The sequence below is a fragment of the Microvirga arabica genome (assembly GCF_016811235.1).
Lineage (GTDB): Bacteria > Pseudomonadota > Alphaproteobacteria > Rhizobiales > Beijerinckiaceae > Microvirga > Microvirga arabica.
The window spans coordinates 13,801-35,554 of sequence record NZ_JAFBID010000068.1 but is presented as its reverse complement, the minus strand read 5'-3'; the positions used below and the strand labels follow the sequence as shown (position 1 = coordinate 35,554).

The window sequence follows — 21,754 nt, the reverse complement described above, 5'->3', positions numbered from 1 at the left end:
GGTTTGTCCGCCATGCCGATCTTTATCCGCCTGACCCGCGGACAGGTGCTGACTGTGAAGGCCGAGGATTACGTGGAAGGAGCGCGGGCTATCGGGCTTCCTGATTTCTGGATCATGGTGCGCTACGTTCTTCCCAACGTGCTGCCACCGATCCTGGTCCAGGGCACACTGACCATTGCAACCGCCATCATCGCGGAAGCAAGCCTGTCCTTCCTGGGCTTGGGTCAGCAGCCGCCAAACCCCTCCTGGGGCTCCATGCTGAACACCGCTAAGAACTTCATGGATCAGGCCCCCTGGATGTCGATCTTCCCAGGCTCCGCGATCTTCCTGATCGTTCTCGGCTTCAACCTTCTCGGCGACGGCCTGCGCGACGCGCTCGATCCCCGCGAACAGTAAAGACACGCCAACTCTGCAAACATGATGAGAGTTATGACTCCTTTCTCGTACAACTCCCCCTATCCCGCACGCCGGGTCCCGGTCCTCGCTCGCAATATCGTTGCCACCTCGCAGCCTCTGGCAGCGCAGGCAGGTGTGCGTATGCTGCTGGCTGGTGGTAACGCCGTTGATGCAGCGCTCGCAAGTGCCATTGCACTCACGGTGGTCGAACCCACCGGCAATGGCCTCGGTAGCGATGCTTTCGCCATTCTCTGGGATGGCGAACAACTGCACGGTCTGAATGCCTCAGGCCGGTCTCCCGCCGGCTGGACACCGGAGCGGTTTTCAGGCCTCGACCGTATGCCGCAGCGGGGCTGGGAGAGTGTCACAGTGCCAGGCGCCGTCTCGGCCTGGGTCGAGCTCTCATCGCGATTTGGTCGCCTGCCATTTGCGGACCTATTTGCCCCTGCACTGGAATATGCTCGCCATGGGTTCCACATCTCGCCGACGATCGCCGCGCTTTGGGCAAATGGCGCCAGCGTTCTCTCGGAGCAACCCGGCTTCCGCGACGGCTTCATGCCAGACGGCCGCGCGCCGCAGGCGGGCGAACTCTTCGTCAACCGGCCGCTTGCGAAGAGCCTCGAGGCAATTGCCACCTCCAACGGTGAAGCCTTCTATCGTGGAGATCTCAGTCGCCGCATTGCCGATTTCGCTCGCGAGCATGGCGCCGCCTTGTCAGAAGCAGATATGGCAGACCATCGTGCTGATTGGTGTGGCACGATCTCCGTTCCATTCCGTGGTGTCCATCTTCACGAGATCCCACCCAATGGCCAGGGCATTGCTGCGCTTGTGGCACTGAGGATCCTGGAACGCACCGGGATCGACAAACTTGATCCTGATGGACCTGAAGCCTTGCACCTGCAGATTGAGGCGATGAAGATCGCCTTCGCTGATGTGGAGCGCTATGTGGGCGACCCCAACACGATGGCTGTATCGGTCGAGCACTTGCTTGGTCCCGCTTACCTGGACAGGCGTGCCGCTCTGATCGATCTTGCTTCTGCCAGCAATCCCGAAGCAGGGGCCCCGACAGCAGGGGGCACCGTCTACGTCACAGCTGCTGATGCTTCGGGCATGATGGTGTCGTTTATCCAATCCAACTACAGTGGGTTCGGGTCCGGAGTGGTCGTCCCTGGTACAGGAATTCACCTCCAGAACCGGGGCTCTGGGTTCACCTTGGAGCCGGGCCATGCGAACTATGTTTCTCCGCATAAGCGGCCCTTCCACACCATCATTCCGGGCTTCCTGATGAAGGATGGCAATCCGCTCATGAGTTTCGGGGTTATGGGTGGTCCGATGCAGGCCCAGGGTCATGTCCAGATGGTGCTACGGACGCAAGTCTGGGGGCAAAGTCCACAAGCCGCCAGCGATGCACCGCGCTGGCGCGTGGTCCATGGCCGAAAGGTAGCTGTCGAGCATGGTGTCTCCGACCGTACGGTTTCTGCTTTGGCTGCATTGGGCCACGAGATCACCCGAGAGGAGCCAGAAGCGAGCTTTGGCTTTGGCGGCGCTCAACTGATCCATCGCATTGACGGCGGCTATGCGGCCGGTTCTGATCACAGGAAGGATGGCGCTGCCATTGGGTTCTGATCGAGGGCTGGCGCCGTGTTGCGGCGCCAGACTAACAAGGTGTTCCCCAAGGATCTCTTCTGATGACAAGCCCGGAAAGTTGCCTAGGCCGTGGATTACATTTAGGGGCAGGTCCACTTAAGGCCTGTTGCAAGGGTGGTCATCAGGGTCTTTCGAGTGCAAGCGAATGTTCCAAACCCGCCCGGAAATCCGATGACCACCGCACAGCGCCCCGCCCGCTACGGCGCTGGTGAGGGCGCGGGCCGACCGCTGTGCTCCCGCCGAGCCACATCATCTCATGGGACCCGAACTCCCACAGAGAGCCACTTGGAATTCATCTACATAGATAAAACGACCTGTTCAATTGCAGCGGATGCAGCCAATGCGCGTCGGTCGTCGCCCCAGCGGCCAACCACCTGGACGCCAATCGGCATCCCGGAGGGTCCAGTCAAAGCCGGCACGGAGATGCAAGGCACTCCCAAAGCCGTCCACATCCGGTTGAAAACAGGGTCGCCGGTTGCCTCCAATCCCTCCGGCGCTTCACCGGGCGCGCTTGGGGTGAGCAGCACATCAAGCCCGTCCAGCACATCGCTGAAGCCGGCGCGGGACTCCGCCACAAGCGCTTTGGCGGCATCGTAGTCCTCGGGCGCAATCAGCGCGCCAGCCTCCAGAAGTTCACGCAGCTTTACGCTGAGACGGTCGGATGCGGTCAGCATCTCCGGCGCATGGGACCGCGCCGCCTCAAAGGCCATAATGGTCTTCTGTGCATCCAACAATCCGCGCCACCGTTCGGGAAGGGCAACCTCGCGGACCTCCAGCCCAGTTGCACGCAGCCGCGCCGCAGCCTCGTCGAGAGCCGTCGCCGTGGCAGGTTCGGCGGCCTCCCATGCATGGGTCCGGGTCAGACCGATGCGCAGCCGGAACACCTCATCCGTGAAATGCAGGTCTGGACGACCCGCAATGGCGGAGGCGAAGAAAGCAGCATCCTGGACGGTTGATGCAAAAAACCCGACCGTATCGAGACTTTCTGCGAACGGGCGCACGCCGGTGCGGTCGATCAGGCCAAAGGTCGGCTTGTAGCCCACGCAGCCGCAGAAGCTGGCTGGGCGGATGATAGACCCGGCCGTCTGCGTGCCGAAGGCCAACGGCACCATGCCATCGGCCACCGCAGCCGCCGAGCCGGAGGAGGAGCCGCCGGGTGTCCGGCCCGGGTCACGCGGATTGCGGGTCTTGCCCGGCTGGAAGTAAGCGAACTCGGTGGTCACCGTCTTGCCGAGAACCGATGCACCAGCCTGCCGCGCTAAGGCCACGCAGGCGGCATCGCGCGGCGGCCGGAATGTCTCGTAGAGCGGCGAGCCGTAACCTGTTGGCATGTCCGCCGTGTCGATGATGTCCTTGACCCCAATGGGGATCCCCTTCAGGGGACCGGAGCCGAACCGGTCCACGTGCCGTGCCATGTTCAGGGCAGCATCCATGTCCAGGTGCTGCCATGCTTGTACGACCGGCTCGCGCTCGCCAATGCGGTCCAGGCAGGCGCGGACCAGAGCCTCGCTGGTGAGGCTACCATCAGCAATGCGCTGCGCGGCTTCAAGAGCAGTGAGACGTCCAGTCATTTGCACCAGTCCTCAATGATCCGGCCATAGGCCTCCACGGCCCGGTCGATGCGCGAGACGAGGCAGTACTCGTCCGTCTGGTGCGCCATGGCGGCCTCTCCAGGGCCGAGAATGACAGTTGGCAGGTTGCCCATGGCCGGGGTCAGCGCCGAGGCGTCAGTGAAGTATGTCGCCCCTTGCAGCATGGGCATCTCTCCCAAGAGCGGCGTCATGATCTCGAAGACCCGCCGGATCCACCGATCGCTGGGGTCGGTCCAGACGGCTGGCACATCGATGATCGGCGAGATTTCCATCTCGTTGCCCAGAAAGCTCCCGACCATCTCGCGCACGGCGGCATGCGCCTGGCCCGGCACAGTGCGGATATCGAGGGTCACCTCGGCACGGTCGGGAACCGAGTTGGTGTTCAAGCCGCCATGGAAGGTCCCGATGTTCAACGTCGCCCCCCCCAACACCGCGTGCCGCTGCACGTTGAAGTCAAAGTCGGTCAGCCTCACGACCGCATGCGCTGCCTTGATGACGGCGTTCTCCCCCCTGTCTGGCATCGAGCCGTGCGCGGTCACGCCCCGTGCGACGGCCTTCAGCCACAGGGCCCCTTTATGGCCGATGAGCGGGGTATTGGAGGTTGGCTCGGCAACGATCAGGGCACCGGCAGCCCCCATAAGCTCCTTCTGTCGGCACAGATGGTAGGCTCCTTCCGATCCGGTCTCCTCCCCGGCGGTGATGATCAGCACCGCGCCGGGGCCTGTCTCCAGCGCGGCACGGTGGGCGATGCAGGCCTCGACAAAGGCAGCAACGCCGCCCTTCATGTCGCTGGAGCCGCGGCCATACACCCGGTCGCCCTCAATATCGCCGCCGAACGGGTCGACCGACCATGGCTGCGAGCCAAGCGGCACAGTGTCCAGATGGCCGGTAAAGGCAAGCGGTAAGGCATTCCGGCCGCCGAGGCGCGCGATCAGGTTCGTGCGCCCCTCCCCGAACGGGATTGCCGTGACGGTGAAGCCATTCTCCTCCAGCCGCTTGGCCACGAGGGCTGCGCATTGAGCCTCATTGCCGGGAGGGTTGATGGTGTTCTGGCGGATCAGGGCCTGGGTAAGCGCGACAGCAGGTGAAGTCGTCATGAGCCTCGCTTTCTGAGGAGAACTTCGAATGGTGAGCTTGTTGACCGCTTTTCGTAGGGAAACCTGTCAGGCTGAGGATGCTACCGAAATTCAGCCACGAGCGGACGGCGTTCACTTTTTCTCTGAAAGGACGCTGATCAGCTCCGGTACCGCTGCTTGCTCATGTCCCGCGCTGCACGCTTGATCATAAACTTGGAATATAGCCGTGGCAGCACCGTTTTCGGCAGCCACACTACGGCTCATCTCGACGTAGTATCCTATGTCCTTGCGAGCATTGGCGAGACTAAAGCGGAAGCCGGAAGCATCCTGGGCGAGGATGAACGGTTTAAGACGCTCGAACACGACGCCGGCTCCTCCGCCGCTCCCGAGAACTTCGGCCAGCACCACTGGGTCGACACCTGCTTTTGCGGAACAGGCGGCTGCTTCTGCAAGGACAGCCGAGAAGCCGAGCGACACGAAATTGTGCAAAAGTTTGAGCGTGTGCCCTGCACCGACTGCACCAGCATAGGTGATGTTTTCAGCATAACTGCGCATCAGCGGCAGAAGCGTCTCGAACAGGTCCCTGTCACCTCCGACGATGAGGTTAAGGCGTCCCTCTGCCGCCTCTTCTGGCGTCCGTGTCATCGGTGCATCAAGGAAGTGGCCTCCGGCAGCAGTGACGGCTGCGGCAATCTTTTTCGTGGATTCGGGAATTGCAGTCGAGCAATCAATAATCACGCCTCCAGGACGTAATCCCTTCAGAATGCCATCCGAGCGGAACAGAACATCCTCCACCTGTGGCGTGCCTGTGACACAGATGATTAGGGTGTCGCAACTTGCTGCAAGGTCTGAACCGGTGTCGAACGAAACGGCACCGTTGCTGGTCAAGTCATCAACTGGCTGATTGCCAGGATGACTGAGAAAGGCGATAGGCCAGCCAGCCCGTTGGATGTTTCGGGCAATGCCGTGACCCATCAATCCAACACCAACGATGCCGACGCGAGATTTTACATCTTGAGCATTGTTCATCTTCTGCTTCCTTTCGTCCCTCTTTAACTTTTGCCGAAACTGCTTTCCCAAGCAAAACCGCCCCCGGTTCGGAATCCAGACAGAAAACGCGCCCTGATCCGTACGAGGTGAAGCGGCCGAAGCCAATGAATCCGTCGTGATCAGCCAGTTCGGCAGGCTTAACGCCGTGCCCCGAGCCGGCGTGGATCAGATCAGTCAAACCAGCCTGGCGGCCAGAGAGGTCTCCTCCCGGCGGCTTTGATGCAGGTGACGCTGAGATTCCCGATGGGGACGGCGAGCATCACATCCGCGTTGTTCAACACGAGCACACCATTCCTCTGTACGTTGGGTTCAACGCTGTTTTGCTCGGGTTGCACCTGTGCAGCTCTACCGATCGCCTGACGGTGGTTGGGACATGGGCTAACTTATCTGCTTCAAGCCTTTACCAAACCGCCGCCAGTTCGCCACATAACTTGCAGCGGATGCACCCAACCTTTCGACCGCCTCCGCATCCAGTACGCGCACGGCTTTCGCAGGTGCGCCGACAATCAGTGAATTGTCGGGAAACTCCTTGCCTTCTGTGACGAGGGCATTGGCACCAACAATTGAATTTTTTCCTATATGGGCGCCGTTGAGGATGGTCGCACCCATCCCAATGAGCGTATTGTCGCCAATCGTGCAGCCGTGAACGATCGCATGGTGCCCTATCGTGACATCTGCGCCGATGGTCAGCGGAAATCCTTCATCCACATGCAACATCGCCCCCTCCTGGATGTTGGTGCGGTCCCCTATTGAGATCGTATCGTTGTCGCCCCGTAAGACAGCCCCAAACCACACCCCAACTTCCTGTCCAAGTCGAACACGCCCGATAACATGGGCATCTGGAGCAATCCAAAAGGTGTCGGCCTCCGGCAATTCGGGCTTTACGCCGTCCAGTTCATATATTGGCATTTCGCTCCCTCCTCCCTTTCCCCGTCGGGGACATCGCTCCACATCATGTAGCTCGGGGCCACGCATGAGACGCGTGCTGCTGTGCAGCTTGCCGGAGCGACACGTCGCATAAAAACGATCTTGACCTCTCTCAGCCCGCGGCTGCCCGTCGCGTCGGCTTGGCCTGTTGCTCCACGGGCTGTGAGCTCTCGGCGAAACCGGCGCGCTCAACCGCCTCGCGCTTGTGCCGCAGATGTCGGCGAAGAATGTGCGAGAGGCCGGTGCCGTCCCGCCGCTGCAGGGCATTAAGGATCGCTTCGTGCTCATGGACTGCAAGCTCCCAGTGGCTCGGAGGCATCGGCGCCACGAAACGTGCCCGGCGAATGCGGGTCGTCACCGACTCGTAAAGCGAAGCCAATACGGCATTGTCGGCGGCATCAACGATCGCCTGATGGATCAGGCGATTGCAACGATAGTATTGCGGAAGGTCCCTGCTCTGGTAGTGCTTGACCATCTCACGATGCAGAACGGAAATCTGGTCGACCTTCTCATCAGCGATCCGCAAGCAGGCAAGCTCGCCGGCTGCCGCCTCAAGGCTCTCGCATACCTCAAACAGATCTTGAATGTCCTTCTGAGTCAGCTTGGCTGCTCTCGCGCCTCGGTTCGGTAGCAGGACGACATAGCCCTCCGCAGCCAAGACTTTCAGTGCCTCGCGCAATGGCGTGCGCGAAATACCCAAGGTGAGGCACAGGTCGCGCTCCGGCACACGCGCTCCCGGCGGAATCTCTCCTTCCATCAGCATGTATCTGACTCGAGAGACTACCTCCTCATGCAGCATGATCGTTCGTCCTCGCCTGTTGCATGCCTGTTCTGGTGCTGCCAGGGGCCAAAGTTCCTCGTCATGCATTCATTTATGCCGGATTTCCGCATAGCCATTCAATAAAATTGTTGCCTTTGACCATTTTTGCATTCAAATTTTCCGAATTGCTCCTCTGCCGCGGCAAACTGCTGCTCGGGAGGGCAGTGAGCCGATACCTGAAACTTGCCGAGGAGCCCAAGCGGACCGAGGCTGCTGATGGATAATGCGATGACGACGAACACCACGCTGGGCGACGAAATTCTTTACGAGCTGCGGGACGGGGTCGTCTTCGTTACCTTCAACAGGCCTGAGGCGCGCAACGCATTCACCTTCGCGATGTATGAACGCCTCGCGGAGATATGCGCCGAGGTCAACGCCAACCGCCTGGTCCGGGCGATGGTGCTCACGGGGGCTGGCGGCAAGGCCTTTGCTGCAGGCACGGACATCTCGCAGTTTCGTGCCTTCGACAGTCCTGAAGATGCCATCGCTTATGAAGGCCGAATCGACCGCGTTCTGAGCGCCCTTGAAACATGCCGTGTGCCGACGATCGCGGCTATCGCCGGCGCCTGTACGGGCGGCGGAGCCGGGATCGCGGGCTGCTGCGACTTGCGGATCGCCGCCGCCAATGCGCGCTTCGGCCTGCCGATCGCCCGTACGCTCGGCAATTGCCTGTCCATGTCCAACTACAGCCGGTTTGCGGCCCTGATCGGTCCCGCCCGGCTCAAGGAAATGATCTTCACCGCCCGCTTGGTCGAAGCCCCCGAAGCGCTCCAGATCGGCTTGGTCAGCGAGATCGTTGAGAGCCCGGACAACCTGATCTCCCGCGCGGAGGAACTCGCCCGCACCGTGGCGAGCCACGCTCCGCTCACCCTCCAATCCTGCAAGGAAGCACTGCGTCGACTGCGACCGACAATTCCCCCGGGCGGGGGCGAGGACCTGATTCTCATGTGCTATATGAGCCAGGATTTCCGGGAGGGCATCGACGCGTTCCTCAACAAGCGCACTCCGAACTTCCAAGGGGAATGAGCGCCCTCCCCGTTTCTTCTTGCCCGCCCCGAACAGATCGATCCGGACATGACAACGACATTGCTGCCGCTCTTCGACGTTCCCTCAGAGCTTGCCGATAAAGTCCTCCTGGAAACACCAGACGGCAGCGCGTTTACCTACCGCCGCTTCTTTGCGCTCACAGCGCGTCTTGCCCATACCTTGAGAGGCAGCGGAGTAGAGCCCGGCGATCGTGTCGCCGTGCAGGTCGACAAGTCACCTGAAGCGCTCGCCCTATATGTCGCCTGCGTTCGGGCCGGAGCCGTCTATCTTCCGCTGAACACGGCCTATACCGCGAGTGAGGTCGATTATTTTATCGGAGACGCCGAGCCGCGCCTCGTTGTCTGCCGTCCCTCTTCTCGAACCGAGATTTCAGCTATCGCCGCAAAAGTTGGCGGTCGGGCTGAAACACTGGGCACGGTGGGTGACGGCAGCCTCATGGACCTGGCAGGCAATCAATCAGAGAACTTCGAGAACCATCCCGCTGCTCCCGACGATCTTGCGGCCATCCTTTACACCTCGGGGACGACAGGGCGCTCCAAAGGCGCCATGATGACCCACCGGAATCTGATGTCGAATGCCCTGACGCTGGTCGATTTCTGGCGCTTCACGGCCGACGATGTGCTTCTCCACGCCCTTCCGATTTATCACACCCACGGTCTATTCGTGGCGACTAACGTGGTGCTCGCTGCCCGCGCCTCGATGCTCTTCCTGCCGAAGTTCGATGCCGACGAGATGATCAGGCTTCTGCCTCGAGCCAGCGTCATGATGGGTGTTCCCACCTTCTACACGCGCCTGCTGGAGCATCCCGATTTCACTCGTGAGCGTGTCGCCCACATGCGGCTCTTCATCTCCGGCTCGGCTCCGCTTCTGGCATCAACGCACGACGAGTTCGCAGCCCGCACCGGCCACGCGATCCTCGAACGCTATGGCATGACCGAAACGGGCATGAACACCTCAAACCCCTACGACGGGGATAGGATTGCCGGAACCGTGGGTTTCCCGCTCCCCGGCGTTGAATTGCGCGTTGCCGATCCCGAAACCGGACGCCTGCTCGGACTTGGCGAAGTCGGCATGATCGAGGTCAAGGGTCCGAACGTGTTCAAGGGCTACTGGCGCATGCCGGAGAAGACGGCGGCCGAATTCCGTCCGGACGGGTTCTTCATCACGGGCGACGTCGGCAAGATCGATGAGCGTGGCTATGTCCACATCGTCGGCCGCGGCAAGGATCTGATCATCACGGGCGGGTTCAACGTCTACCCGAAGGAAATCGAGCTTGCCATTGACGCGATCGAGGGCGTTCAGGAATCCGCCGTCATCGGAGTGCCCCATCCTGACTTCGGTGAGGGCGTAACAGCCGTCGTGGTGCCGGAACCCGGCGCTGCGCTGTCCGAGGAAAAGATCATAGCGAATGTTCGCGACACCCTCGCCAAGTTCAAGCAACCCAAACGCGTGCTCTTTGTGAACGAATTGCCGCGCAACACCATGGGCAAGGTTCAAAAAAACGTCCTGCGCGAGCAGTACAATGATCTCTTTGAGCGTCGCCATGCTTAACCCCCAGCGCGCCTGCATCGCCGTAGCACTGCCGCCGGCAATATACGAGGATTTGATGGGTCCACTCAATGGAATGAAGGTCGTCGATCTGACGCACGTCATGGCGGGGCCGACCTGCACGCTCATGCTTGCCGATATGGGGGCCGACGTCATCAAGATCGAGAAATCGCCCGACGGGGACGACACGCGGCGCATGCTCCCGCCGAAGATCGGAGATGAGGCCGCAGCCTACATGATGATGAACCGCAACAAGCGCGGCATCGTGCTCGATCTGAAGACGGAAGGCGGCAAGAAGGTTCTGCGCCAACTCGTGCAGTCAGCAGACGTCCTCGTCGAGAATTTTGGTCCAGGCGTGATGGAGCGCCTCGGCTTCGGCTATGAGGATCTGAAGAAGGACAATCCCGGGCTCATTTACTGCTCCCTCTCCGGCTTCGGCCGGACCGGCCCCTACAAGGACCGACGCGGCTTCGACCTCGTGGCGCAGGCCATGAGCGGCATCATGAGCTTCACAGGTGAACCGGGAGGAGCCCCCGCGAAATGTGGGCCGCCGCTTTCCGACATCACCGCCGGCATTCTTGCTGCCATGGGCATTCTCGCTGCCTATACGCATCGTCTCAAGACTGGCGAAGGTCAGTGGGTTGAGACCTCCCTCTTCGAGGCGGCGCTGGTTCAGACCTACTGGCAATCGGCCATTGCTCTTGCGACCGGCGCCGCTCCCAAAGCTATGGGCTCGGCCCATCCGCTCAACGCCCCCTACCAGGCATTTCAAGCCTCAGACGGTTGGATTGTGGTCGGTGGCGCCAATCAGACGAACTGGCTGCGCACGCTTGACGCTATAGGCGCGCCCGAGCTTGCGGAGGATCCCCGGTTCCGCACGGGCGCCGACCGCATGGGGCATCTTCCAGAACTGGAGGAAGAGCTTGCGCAGCGCTTCCGCGCCCAGCCCGCGGCGCACTGGCTCGAAATCCTGGACAAGAAAGGTGTGCCTTGCGGACCAGTCTACGACATGCTGCAGGCTCTCGATGATCCCCAGACCGCCGCGCGACAGATGCTCGTCGAGGTCCAGCACTCAACGCTTGGGTCGGTCAAGACGCTGGGCCTGCCTGTGAAGTTTTCCAGTACGCCAGGCGAGGTACGCAAGGCCGCGCCCGTCTATGGCGAGGATACGCATGATGTCCTGATGCAAGCCGGATTCTCAGAGCAAGAGATCGCCTCCTTCCAGCGGGAGGGGGCAGTCGTCTGCGCCTAGGGCGCAGGTCAGACATTGGCGGAAGGCAAACTGCAATGCAGAGCGGATTACAAAGCAAGCCGATCATAGCGCTGGCTATGGGCGATCCGGCGGGCATTAGCCCAGAATTAACGGCCAAGATCGCGGCTCTCGATGAGGTACATGCGGCTGCTCGACTAATCGTCATCGGAGACAGGCGAGTATTCGATCGTGGAGCGGAGATCGCTGGCGTTCGTCTTGATATCCGGAGCGTTCCCGCCGATGATCCGCTCGAAGCGGGCTCATGGCCCGTCTTTGTTGATCTCGGCCATCTTGATCCGGCGACAGTGGAGCAAGGTGTAGCTGCCATTGAAGGTGGCTCCTTTGCGCTGAAGAACTTCCGCCATGCGCTCACCATGGCAAAGCACGGACAGGCCGATGCGGTCTGTTTTACCCCTTTCAACAAGAAGGCGATGCGGCTTGCTCATCCTCCTTATGACGATGAGATCAGCTTTTCAGCTGAGGAGATCGGGATAACTGGCCCGGCAAGCGAATTCAACATTCTCGACAGGTTGTGGAATGCCCGCGTGACCTCGCACGTCCCACTGTCACAGGTTGCGAGCCTCATCACGACCGATCGTGTCTTGAAAGGCCTGCAGCTCGCCGACTCCGCGATGCGAAGAGCGGGCTTTGAGCGGCCGCGGCTTGCGGTAGCCGGGTTGAATCCACATGCTGGTGATGGTGGCAATTTCGGACGAGAGGAAATCGACGTGATCGGGCCAGCGGTTGAGGAGGCTAGGAGTCTCGGCATTGAGGCGGACGGACCGTTTCCATCCGACACGGTATTCCTGCGTGCCAAGAGTGGAACGTTCGATGGCGTGCTGACCATGTATCACGACCAAGGCCAGATCGCGATGAAGCTGATGGGCTTCGACCGCGGCGTCACCCTGCTCGGCGGCTTCCCGTTCCCGATCTGCACGCCGGCGCACGGAACCGCCTACGATATCGCAGGCAGAGGCATTGCCAATATCGGCGCCACCCGGGCGGCCATACTGCTCGCCGCCGAGATGGCCGCATCCCGACGCCGGGCTGCAACTCCAGCATCATTGTGAGAGGGGCACTGCCCCCCTCACCTCCTATGGCGGGCCGAGCGCCAGTATGGAGAGAGCCAGCGCTTGGGCGCGCGGCACCATGGTGTCGAGCTCCAGGTACTCGTCCGGACTGTGGGCTTTGCCGCCGCAAGGTCCGATTGCGCAGAGAGTCGGCGCCCCCATCGCGGCGGCAAACCCTGAGTCGGCGCAACCGCCGGTAAATTCCCCACCAATCGTGAGCCCGATGCGGTGCGCGCATCCAACATAAAGTTCGAATAGCCGCCGGGAGGCTTCCGACGGCACAAGGGGAACGAACTCGCCCAGGATCTGCAGATTCGCCGTGGTGCCGTTCACGAAGGATGTGGCAACGAGCTTCTCGATCTTTGCGACGATCTCGTCGCGATCCTGTGGCTCGACATAGCGTAAGTCGATCTCGGCGCTGGCATGGGGTGCGACCGTGTTCACCGACATGCCACCCGAGACGACCCCAACGTTCAATGTGATACCCCGTGCCAGATCAGTCAGCGCATGAACTGCGCTGACCTTGAGCGCAAGTTCCTCGATGGCGCTGATGCCCTGCTCGAAATTGACACCCGAGTGCGCGGGAACGCCCTGGATCTCCATTCGCATGAACACCCCGCCTTTGCGCCCAGTCACCACGTTCCCGCTCGGACGTCCTGGCTCGGCATTGAAGACAGCGCGAGCCCGTCGGGCCTCCTGCTCGATGAGCGCGCGGGACGAGGGCGAGGCGATTTCCTCGTCACTCGTGTAGAGGCCGACGAGCGGGCCAGCTGCCCCAAACCGTGCGAAGGCTGCGAGAACGAAGCTGTTCATCACGAGGCCGGCCTTCATATCCGCGACGCCGGGCCCGTAGGCACGTCCACCCTCGATGCGGAACGGGCGCCGCTGGGCCTCGCCCTCTGGAAAAACCGTGTCGCGATGCCCCATCAGCAGGATTGGTCTTCGCTGCTCATCGGGCTCGCCGAGGGTGGCCCTGAGGCCATCGCCGAAGCGCGGGTTCGCGATCGTCTCGCAATTAAGGCCGGCGTCCACAAGGAAATTGCGGATCTGAACCCCTACCTGATCAACCCCTTCCTTGTCGTAGCTCCCGCTATCAATGTCGACGAGCACGCGCAGTTGATCGATCATCGCCTGCTTCTGGCCATCCAGCCATTCCAGGACTTTCGTCTCCAAGGTCGTGCTCATGGCCCCTCTCCTGTCCGGCGGCAATTTGATCGTGCATCCCGTTTCATGTGCCAATGCGAGATGCGGAGTCAATTTACATCCCCTCCCGCCAACGGATGTGTTGCTCCTGGTGTTTCCAGTTCTGCAGTAAGGAAGCTGATGAAGTCCCGGGTCGTCTGCGGCAGGGTGCGCCCCAGCATGGTCTGGATCTGCATATTGCGTTCAAGAAAGCTCGCCTCTTCGAACGGCACGATAGCCAAATGCCGATCACGCACCGCCCGGCGCGCCGAAATATAGGTCGAGAACGTTATGGCGCCGCCAAGCTGGCAGAGTGTGAAAAGGCTGGCGATGTTGGTCGAGCTGACGACGGGTTCGAGAGAGATGCCCTTGCTGGCGCAGTAAATGTCGAGCACTTGTCTGACGGTTGCCGCATCGTCCATTATCGCGACGGGATATTCGAACAGCTCCGCAATAGAGACTCGTCCGCGCCCGATCAGGGGATGATCGACGCTTGCCAGCGCAAAGGCTGGCATGGCGCGCTGCCATTGAATACGCACCCCTCCCTCGGGAGACAGCGAGAAGGTGATTCCCACATCCACTTCTCCCTCTTGGACGCAGGTCACCACATTCGCGGGCCCTACGACCTTGATGTCGAATAGGACGTGCGGGCGCTCCTTGCGGAAGGCATAGATCATTTCCGGAACGAAACTGACCGCGAGCCCCTCGGTCACGCCAAGACGGATAAGACCGCGCGTGGCACTCTTGAGTTCGCGGATCTCCTTCTGGATCTGGTCGCTCTCGAGCGATGCGCGCTGTGCATAAGATGCGAGTAGGCGTCCCGCATGGGTCAAAACCATGCCGCGCGACCGCCTCTCGAACAGAGGTGTTTCGTATTCCTGTTCAAGCTTCGCCATCTGCCGACTGACGGCTGATGCTGCTACGCGCAACCGTTCAGCCGCCGCGCTGATAGATCCCGTCCGGGCGACTTCGAGAAAATAGCGCAAAGCTGACCGGTGCATCAAGAAACTCGCTTCATTGCCGTTTCAGCAACGATCCATTCTAATCATTCTTATTGCAGCAAACCAGTATTCTTGGCAGGCTCGGAATGGTTCCGCATTCCCTGTTGGTTGGCAACGATCAATGGCGCGGCGCAAAAGAAACAAAATAACAACTACTATTCCAGAGGACCAATGATGAGCTTCACACGTAAGGCAGCCTTGTTCAGCCTCGCTTCAACCGCGCTACTGTCCAGCATCTTTGCAGCCCCAGCCCTTGCCGGAAAAGCTGATAACACTGTCCGCTTCGCCTATGACCAGGCGCCCGAGAGCGTTGATCCATTCTTCAACAATGTGCGCATCGGCGTCATTATCGGCCAGCACGTTTGGGATACTCTCGTTTACCGCGACCCCAATACCAGCGAGTACAAGGGTCAACTCGCGACGGCGTGGCGGCAAATCGACGACCGCACCATCGAATTCGATCTGCGCCAGGGTGTGAAGTTCCACAATGGGGAGGAGTTCGACGCGGACGACGTCGTCTACACGCTGAACTTCGTCTCCAAACCCGAAAACAAGGTCGTTACTCAGAACAACGTGAGTTGGATCGAGAAGGCCGAGAAGCTGGACAAGTACAAGGTCCGCCTCACGACCAAGCAGGTCTTCCCGGCGGCCATCGAGTATCTCGCGGGTCCAGTCGTCATCCACCCGAACGAGTATTATGAGAAGGTCGGCCCCAAGGGTCAAAATGACAAGCCTGTCGGCTCTGGTCCCTACAAGGTGACGAATTACGTCCCCGGCAAGTCGATCACCCTTGAAAAGAACGCCGACTACTTCAAGGACTCTCCGAAGCCCCAGCCCAAGATCGGCAAGATTGAGATCCGCTTCATCCCGGACCGCCAGACGCAAATGGCAGAGGTGATCTCCAACGGCATCGACTTCATCATGCATGTGCCGAAGGATCAGGCTGACCAACTCCAGGCCGTGCCGACCCTCCAGGTCGTCTCTGGCGAGACCATGCGAATCGTGTTCATGCAGATGAACATGCTTGAAGGCACTCCTGCTCCGGCGCTCAAGGACGAGCGCGTGCGTAAGGCCATCATCCACGCCATCGACCGCGAAGGAATGGTGAAGTCGATCGTCGGCGCTGGATCGCGCGTCATCAACACCATCTGCTTCCCGAGCCAGTTCGGCTGCACCGACGAGGGCGCCACACGCTATCCTTACGATCCCGCCAAGGCTAAGCAGCTCCTGGCCGAGGCAGGCTTCGCTAACGGCCTACAGCTCGACATCCTTGCCTATCGCGAGCGTAACCAAACCGAGGCCCTGATCGGCTATCTCCAAGCAGTTGGCATCAAGACCAATCTGCGCTTCCTGCAGTATGCCGCCATGCGCGAGCAGGTCGCCAGCAACAAGGCGATGCTCACGCACCAGACCTGGGGCTCGTTCTCGGTCAACGATGTCTCCGCCGCAACCCCGAACTATTTCGCGTTCCGCTCCGAGGACATCACCCGCGATCCGCAGGTGCGCGATCTCCTCGGGAAGGGCGACAACTCGGTTGATCCGGAAGTCCGTAAGGAAGCCTACAAAGCCGCCCTGAAGATCATCGCCGACAAGGCTTACGCCGTGCCGCTGTATTCGCTGCCGGTCTACTACGTCGCCACGTCGGATCTGAACTTCAAGGCTTACCCAGACGAAATGCCCCGCTTCTGGGAAATGACCTGGAAGTAGGCCTGCGCTCCTGCGGGGCGGAGCGGCTCTCAGCGAGCCGCTCCGATTCTGACCGGATCAGAAGAGAACGCAGACGCTGCATTTGCGTATCATGACGCATCTTGTCCGACGCCAGCCCGATCCCATTCAAAGGACACGATAGCGGTCTCGACAGGTTAGTGATCCGTTGCTGGATCAACACGGAGCAATGCCGTGATCGGCTATATCCTCAAACGCCTAGGCTTGGCGCTCCTCGTAGCGCTGGCAGTCTCGGCCATCACTTTCTTTCTCCTTCGCCTCTCGGGCGACGTCGCACTCGCCATTGCAGGCGAAGGCGCACAGAAGGAAGACCTTGATCTCATTCGGAAGACCTACGGTCTCGACCGGCCGCTTGTCGTGCAGTATGTCGATTGGCTCTGGCAGACGCTCCAGGGTAATTTCGGAACCTCTCTCTACTTCAAGACCGATGTGAGCAGGCTCGTCCTCGACAAGCTCCCCACCACGATCATTCTCGGCTTCACGGCGCTGGGCTTCGCTCTGCTCATCTCGATTCCCCTCGGTGTTCTAGCGGCAGTCTACGCGAACAGCTGGATCGACCGGCTGGCTCTTGCCATAGCCGTGGTGGGACAGGCGCTGCCCAATTTCTTCTTCGCGCTCATCCTCGTGATGGTCTTCTCCATTACCCTCCGCTGGCTGCCGGTCTCGGGTTCGGGTACGTGGCTTCATTTCATCATGCCTACCATCGCGCTCGGCTACTACGTCGCACCGGCCTTCATGCGTCTCATCCGCGCCGGAATGATCGAGGTTCTGTCGGCAGACTATATCCGCACCGCCCGCGCCAAGGGACTGCCTACGCACAAGGTCATCTTCAAGCATGCGCTGCGGAATGCGGTTGTTCCGGTCGTAGCGCTCACGGCGGTGCAGCTGGGCTTCCTGCTCGGCGGGTCGGTCGTCATCGAAACAATCTTCGCCCTCGATGGATTGGGATACCTCGCCTATCAGAGCATCACGTACAAGGACTTCCCCGTCATGCAGATCATCGTCCTGCTGTTGTCGATCCTCTACGTGCTCCTGACCCTTGCCTCCGACATTGCCAACGCGTGGCTCGATCCGCGCATCCGGGTGGCCTGACATGACCGACACAATTCTCTCCGTTCCGACAGTGGCGGAAGCATCGCCCGGCAGGCGGCTCGCCCGTCGCTTCCTGGGTCAGAAGGCCTTCGTCATTGGGGCAGGCATCCTCGCGGTTATCATAACGCTAGCCCTCCTCGCGCCGCTGATCGCGCCGCACGATCCCTATGCGCAGAACCTTGCTCTCCGGAACGTGCCCCCCGTCTGGTACGCAAAGGGATCGTGGCTGCATCCGCTCGGGACGGATCAACTCGGGCGCGACTATCTCTCCCGCGTGCTCTACGGCGCACAGATCTCTCTGCTGATTGGCATTAGCGTCGTTCTGATTTCAGGGATTATCGGCACGACGCTTGGCCTGATGGCAGGCTATTTCGGCGGCAAAATGGATCTCATGGTGACCTTCCTCGTCACCACCCGCCTCTCGATGCCCGTGATCCTCGTGGCCCTCGCTGTGGTGGCCATGGTCGGCGGCTCCCTGTGGATCGTCATTCTGGTGCTGGGGCTTCTCAAGTGGGACCGCTTTGCGGTGGTGATGCGTAGCGCAACCCAGCAGGTCCGCTCCCTCGACTACGTCGCCGCCGCGGAAGCCGCAGGGGCGTCCACCACGCGCATCATCCTCCGGGAGGTACTGCCCAACATCGCCCCCCATCTCATTGTCGTCGCGACCCTCGAGGCCGCAAGCGCCATCCTGCTGGAAGCCGCACTCTCCTTCCTCGGCCTCGGCGTGCAGCCGCCTCTGCCCTCCTGGGGCCTCATGATCTCGGAGGCGAAGGCCTACATGTTCTTCTCCTTCTGGCTCATCGCCATTCCGGGATCGGCGCTGGCGCTGCTGATCTTCGCCATCAACCTCGCAGGCGACGGCCTGCGCGACGTGATCTCGCCGGAAGGACGAGTCTGAGCCCATGAGCGAAGCAATCCTCGAAGTTGGCGGTCTGAGCGTCGACATCGCCACTCCGCGTGGCGCTCTTCACGCAGTGCGCGACATCTCCTTTTCCGTGAAGAGCGGAGAAACCCTCTGCCTCGTCGGCGAATCCGGCTGCGGCAAGTCCATGACTTCTCTCGCGATCATGGATCTCCTGCCCAAGGCCGCGACCCGAACAGCCCGACGCCTCGCCTTCGCCGGCGAGGATCTCGGCAAGGCTAGCCGCAAGCGTGTCAATACCCTGCGCGGCGATCGCATGGCGATGATCTTTCAGGAGCCGATGACAGCGCTGAACCCGGCCTACACGATCGGCAACCAGCTCGTAGAAGCCTATCGCCAGCATCGCAGTGCGAGCGAAGCGGAGGCACGGGAGCGAGCCGTTTATCTGCTTGGCAAGGTTGGCATCGCCTCGGCGGCCCAGCGCCTCGGTCAGTACCCACACCAGCTTTCCGGCGGTCTACGCCAACGCGTCATGATCGCGATGGCGCTGATGTGTGGCCCTGACCTGCTGATCGCGGACGAGCCCACGACGGCGCTCGACGTGACGATCCAGGCGCAGATCCTGCGTCTCCTTGCCGACCTTCAGCGCGAGCTCGGCATTGCAATGGTGCTCATCACCCACGATCTCGGCATCGTGGCGCGCATCGCTGACCGGGTGGCCGTTATGTATGCCGGCCAGATCGTGGAGGAAGGCCCGACGGCTTCTCTCTTCGCCAACCCGCGACATCCGTATACACAAGGACTGATCGACTGCATTCCGGTGCCCGGCCGCACGGTGCCGGGTGGGAAGCTCGGCGTCATTCCGGGCGTGGTGCCTTCGCTGATTGGCGAGATCCGGGGCTGCAGCTTCCGCGACCGCTGCAGCCATGCTCGTGACATCTGTGCCGCGACGGTACCCGTGAAAGAAACAGAAGACGGCCACCAATGGCGTTGCATTCTGGAGAACGCAGTATGACGACGCTCCTCGAAGCCCGCGATCTCACCCGCTCCTTCGAGGTGAGCCAAGGTATGTTCAAAGCACGTCGGAAGCTGCATGCCGTCAATGGCATCAGCCTCGACATTCGCAAGGGAGAGGTGCTCGGGATCGTGGGCGAGTCCGGCTGTGGCAAGTCCACGCTCGCCCGCATGCTCCTTGGCCTCCTGCCGCCAACCGAGGGCGGCATCACGCTCGACGGAACGGACATCCGGACTCTTGGCCGGAAGGGCATGGCCCGGCGGGTGCAGCCTGTGTTCCAGGACCCCTATTCCTCGCTCAATCCCCGGCGGACAGTCGCGTCTATCGTGGCCCTGCCGCTTGAGGTCCATGGCATCGGCACCGCGGCGGAGCGGCGCAAGCAGGCACTTGAGATCCTCGACAAGGTGGGCCTGCCCCAGCGCTTCGCGGATCGTTATCCCCGCGAGCTCTCGGGCGGTCAGCGCCAGCGCGTGGCGATTGCCCGGGCCCTCGTTATGAACCCGGAGGTCGTTGTCTGTGATGAGCCGACCTCTGCGCTCGACGTTTCCGTCCAGTCGCAAATCCTCAATCTGCTGATGGATCTGCGACGGGAACTCGGCCTGACTTACGTGTTCATCAGCCATAACCTCGCCGTGGTCGAGCATATCGCGACCCGCGTTGCGGTCATGTACCTCGGCCGCGTCGTTGAACTGGCGGAAACGGAAACCCTCTTCAGAACGCCGCGCCATCCCTACACCAAGGCGCTCCTGGCCTCCGTCCTGACACCGGAACCAGGACAGGGTATTCCGGAGACCGGGCTCGGCCTTGCCTTTCCGGACCCGCTCAACCCGCCGCCCGGCTGCCCGTTCCATCCGCGCTGCCCTGCGCGGATGCCCCACTGCAGCACCACCGTGCCGCGCCTCCTCCAACTCGGGCGGGATGCAGTCGCCTGTCATCTTCACGATCCCGGACAGAGCATCCCATCCACACAGTGATGATGGCGCCTCTGCGCGCCATTCCCCTCCCTTGTCGAATAACAGGAAACAGCCCTAATGACTCGTGAGAAAGCCATCGCAAAGGCCGAGAACTATTTTGACTCCGGCGCTTTCAAGACCGATCTGGCCCGTCTTGTCGCGATGCCGACCGAGAGTCAGAACCCAGAGCGGTCCGACGTGCTCACGGCCTATATCGAGACCGAGATGCGGCCTTTGCTTGAGAGCCTGGGCTTCACCTGCAAGACGCTCAACCATCCGCGGGCGAAAGGGCCGTTCCTTTATGCCGAGCGAATGGAGGATCCGGTGCTCCCGACGGTTCTGGGCTATGGCCATGGCGATGTCATCCGGGGTCTGGACAAGGACTGGAGCGAGGGCCTGTCGCCCTGGACGCTCACGGAAGTGGGCGATCGCTGGTACGGCCGTGGCGTGGTCGACAACAAGGGCCAGCATGTCATCAACATTTCGGCCCTGAAGGCTGTCCTCGAGACGCGCGGCAGGCTGGGTTTCAATGCCAAGTACCTGATCGAGATGGGCGAGGAAATGGGCTCTCCCGGCCTGAGGGAGCTGTGCTCCGAGCAAAAGAAGCTGCTGAAATCGGACGTGCTCATCGGTTCGGACGGTCCACGCCTGAATGCAGAGCGCCCGACTGTCTTCCTCGGCTCGCGCGGCGGCGTCACGTTTGACCTGACGATCGACGCCCGCGAAGGCGGCCACCATTCTGGCAACTGGGGTGGCCTGCTCTCCGATCCAGCCATTCAGCTTGCACATGCAATCTCTACGATTGCATCACCGACCGGCCAAATCCGTATTCACGAATGGGTGCCGAAGGAAGTCCCCGCCTCCGTGCGCAAGGTTCTGGCCGACTGCGAAGTCGATGGCGGACCGGATGGGCCGACGATTGATCCCGAATGGGGCGAGCCTGGCCTCACCCCGGCCGAGCAGGTGTTCGGCTGGTGCTCGTTCGACGTGCTGGCCATGAAGGCAGGCAACCCGGAAACACCTGTTAATGCCGTGCCGCCCAAAGCTTGGGCGCGTTGCCAGTTGCGCTTCGTCGTCGGCATTGATCCGGAGGAGGTTCTGCCGGCCTTGCGCCGCCACCTCGATCGCCATGGTTTCCCGATGGTTCAGGTATCGAAGAGCCGCGATGAGATCTTCCATGCCACACGCCTCGATCCGGAGGATCCTTGGGTCACATGGTCGGTTGGCTCGCTCGCCCGTACAACCGGCAAGAAGCCTGCTATTTTGCCGAACCTTGGCGGATCCTTACCCAATGATATTTTCTCGGAGATCTTGGGACTACGCACGATCTGGGTGCCGCATTCCTACCCTGGCTGTTCTCAGCATGCTCCCAACGAGCATCTGCCCGTCGCGATCGCCCGCGAAGGGCTGGCCATGATGGCAGGTCTTTATTGGGATCTTGGCACAGGCGACACGCCGCCTCTCGGGCGCTCGGCATAGGATGCTGGGCTGGATGTGTG

19 protein-coding genes are annotated in these 21,754 nt (G+C 61.2%); 12 read left to right on the top strand and 7 right to left on the bottom strand.

Features of this window, described 5'->3' with window-relative positions:
* The coding region (locus JQC81_RS24780; protein ID WP_203274473.1) for an ABC transporter permease at positions 1-396 on the top strand (396 nt) is incomplete at its 5' end.
* Positions 397-429: 33 nt separating this feature from the next.
* Positions 430-2,022 carry a gamma-glutamyltransferase family protein gene (locus JQC81_RS24775; protein WP_203274472.1) on the top strand — a complete coding sequence of 531 codons (1,593 nt, stop codon included), beginning with the start codon at positions 430-432 and terminating at the stop codon, positions 2,020-2,022.
* Between the two features lie 317 nt (positions 2,023-2,339).
* Here JQC81_RS24775 and JQC81_RS24770 read toward each other — a convergent pair whose 3' ends face one another.
* The 5 genes from JQC81_RS24770 to JQC81_RS24750 all read right to left on the bottom strand — a co-directional run bounded on the left by JQC81_RS24770 (position 2,340) and on the right by JQC81_RS24750 (position 7,487).
* Positions 2,340-3,614 (bottom strand): amidase, encoded by a 1,275-nt coding sequence (locus JQC81_RS24770; RefSeq protein ID WP_203274471.1) that lies wholly within the window; start codon positions 3,612-3,614, stop codon positions 2,340-2,342.
* Entirely contained in the window at positions 3,611-4,732 is a 1,122-nt protein-coding gene (locus tag JQC81_RS24765) for a M20 family metallopeptidase (protein WP_203274470.1), read from the bottom strand. The genes JQC81_RS24770 and JQC81_RS24765 overlap by 4 nt, the downstream gene beginning before the upstream one ends.
* 111 nt (positions 4,733-4,843) lie before the next feature.
* A complete protein-coding gene (locus JQC81_RS24760) occupies positions 4,844-5,791 on the bottom strand; it encodes an NAD(P)-dependent oxidoreductase (RefSeq protein WP_281400391.1) in 948 nt (315 codons plus the stop codon).
* A 348-nt stretch (positions 5,792-6,139) separates the two neighbouring features.
* Positions 6,140-6,670 (bottom strand): gamma carbonic anhydrase family protein, encoded by a 531-nt coding sequence (locus tag JQC81_RS24755; RefSeq protein WP_203274468.1) that lies wholly within the window; start codon positions 6,668-6,670, stop codon positions 6,140-6,142.
* Positions 6,671-6,800: 130 nt separating this feature from the next.
* On the bottom strand, positions 6,801-7,487 hold the full coding sequence (locus tag JQC81_RS24750; protein WP_203274467.1) for a GntR family transcriptional regulator: 687 nt from the start codon (positions 7,485-7,487) through the stop codon (positions 6,801-6,803).
* 249 nt (positions 7,488-7,736) lie between these two features.
* On the opposite strand from JQC81_RS24750, the gene JQC81_RS24745 reads away from it, so the two are divergent.
* From JQC81_RS24745 to JQC81_RS24730, 4 genes are read left to right on the top strand one after another with little or no spacing between them, the layout of a single operon-like run.
* Positions 7,737-8,534, top strand: a complete 798-nt coding sequence (locus JQC81_RS24745) for an enoyl-CoA hydratase/isomerase family protein (protein WP_203274466.1) — start codon at positions 7,737-7,739, stop codon at positions 8,532-8,534.
* 48 nt (positions 8,535-8,582) lie between these two features.
* Positions 8,583-10,106, top strand: coding sequence for a malonate--CoA ligase (locus JQC81_RS24740; RefSeq protein WP_203274465.1), 1,524 nt, complete (start codon positions 8,583-8,585; stop codon positions 10,104-10,106).
* A 55-nt stretch (positions 10,107-10,161) separates the two neighbouring features.
* Entirely contained in the window at positions 10,162-11,355 is a 1,194-nt protein-coding gene (locus tag JQC81_RS24735; RefSeq protein ID WP_203274475.1) for a CaiB/BaiF CoA transferase family protein, read from the top strand.
* 35 nt (positions 11,356-11,390) lie between these two features.
* Entirely contained in the window at positions 11,391-12,425 is a 1,035-nt protein-coding gene (locus tag JQC81_RS24730; RefSeq protein WP_203274464.1) for a 4-hydroxythreonine-4-phosphate dehydrogenase PdxA, read from the top strand.
* A 24-nt stretch (positions 12,426-12,449) separates the two neighbouring features.
* Here JQC81_RS24730 and JQC81_RS24725 read toward each other — a convergent pair whose 3' ends face one another.
* Both JQC81_RS24725 and JQC81_RS24720 read right to left on the bottom strand, forming a co-directional pair.
* Positions 12,450-13,610: a M20 family metallopeptidase gene (locus tag JQC81_RS24725; RefSeq protein ID WP_246520641.1), complete on the bottom strand. Its 1,161-nt coding sequence runs from the start codon at positions 13,608-13,610 to the stop codon at positions 12,450-12,452.
* A 68-nt stretch (positions 13,611-13,678) separates the two neighbouring features.
* Positions 13,679-14,608 (bottom strand): LysR family transcriptional regulator, encoded by a 930-nt coding sequence (locus tag JQC81_RS24720; RefSeq protein WP_203274463.1) that lies wholly within the window; start codon positions 14,606-14,608, stop codon positions 13,679-13,681.
* A 174-nt stretch (positions 14,609-14,782) separates the two neighbouring features.
* On the opposite strand from JQC81_RS24720, the gene JQC81_RS24715 reads away from it, so the two are divergent.
* The 6 genes from JQC81_RS24715 (at position 14,783) to JQC81_RS24690 (ending at position 21,734) form a co-directional block, all read left to right on the top strand.
* The gene (locus JQC81_RS24715) at positions 14,783-16,315 is read left to right on the top strand and encodes an ABC transporter substrate-binding protein (RefSeq protein WP_203274462.1); all 1,533 of its coding nucleotides are present in this window, start codon (positions 14,783-14,785) and stop codon (positions 16,313-16,315) included.
* Between the two features lie 192 nt (positions 16,316-16,507).
* The gene (locus JQC81_RS24710) at positions 16,508-17,425 is read left to right on the top strand and encodes an ABC transporter permease (protein WP_147021819.1); all 918 of its coding nucleotides are present in this window, start codon (positions 16,508-16,510) and stop codon (positions 17,423-17,425) included.
* 1 nt (position 17,426) lies between these two features.
* Positions 17,427-18,323, top strand: coding sequence for an ABC transporter permease (locus JQC81_RS24705; protein ID WP_203274461.1), 897 nt, complete (start codon positions 17,427-17,429; stop codon positions 18,321-18,323).
* A 4-nt stretch (positions 18,324-18,327) separates the two neighbouring features.
* Positions 18,328-19,302, top strand: coding sequence for an ABC transporter ATP-binding protein (locus tag JQC81_RS24700; protein ID WP_203274460.1), 975 nt, complete (start codon positions 18,328-18,330; stop codon positions 19,300-19,302).
* Positions 19,299-20,276, top strand: a complete 978-nt coding sequence (locus JQC81_RS24695; RefSeq protein WP_203274459.1) for an ABC transporter ATP-binding protein — start codon at positions 19,299-19,301, stop codon at positions 20,274-20,276. The genes JQC81_RS24700 and JQC81_RS24695 overlap by 4 nt, the downstream gene beginning before the upstream one ends.
* Before the next feature lie 57 nt (positions 20,277-20,333).
* On the top strand, positions 20,334-21,734 hold the full coding sequence (locus JQC81_RS24690) for a M20 family metallopeptidase (protein WP_203274458.1): 1,401 nt from the start codon (positions 20,334-20,336) through the stop codon (positions 21,732-21,734).
* The last annotated feature ends 20 nt before the right edge of the window (positions 21,735-21,754 follow it).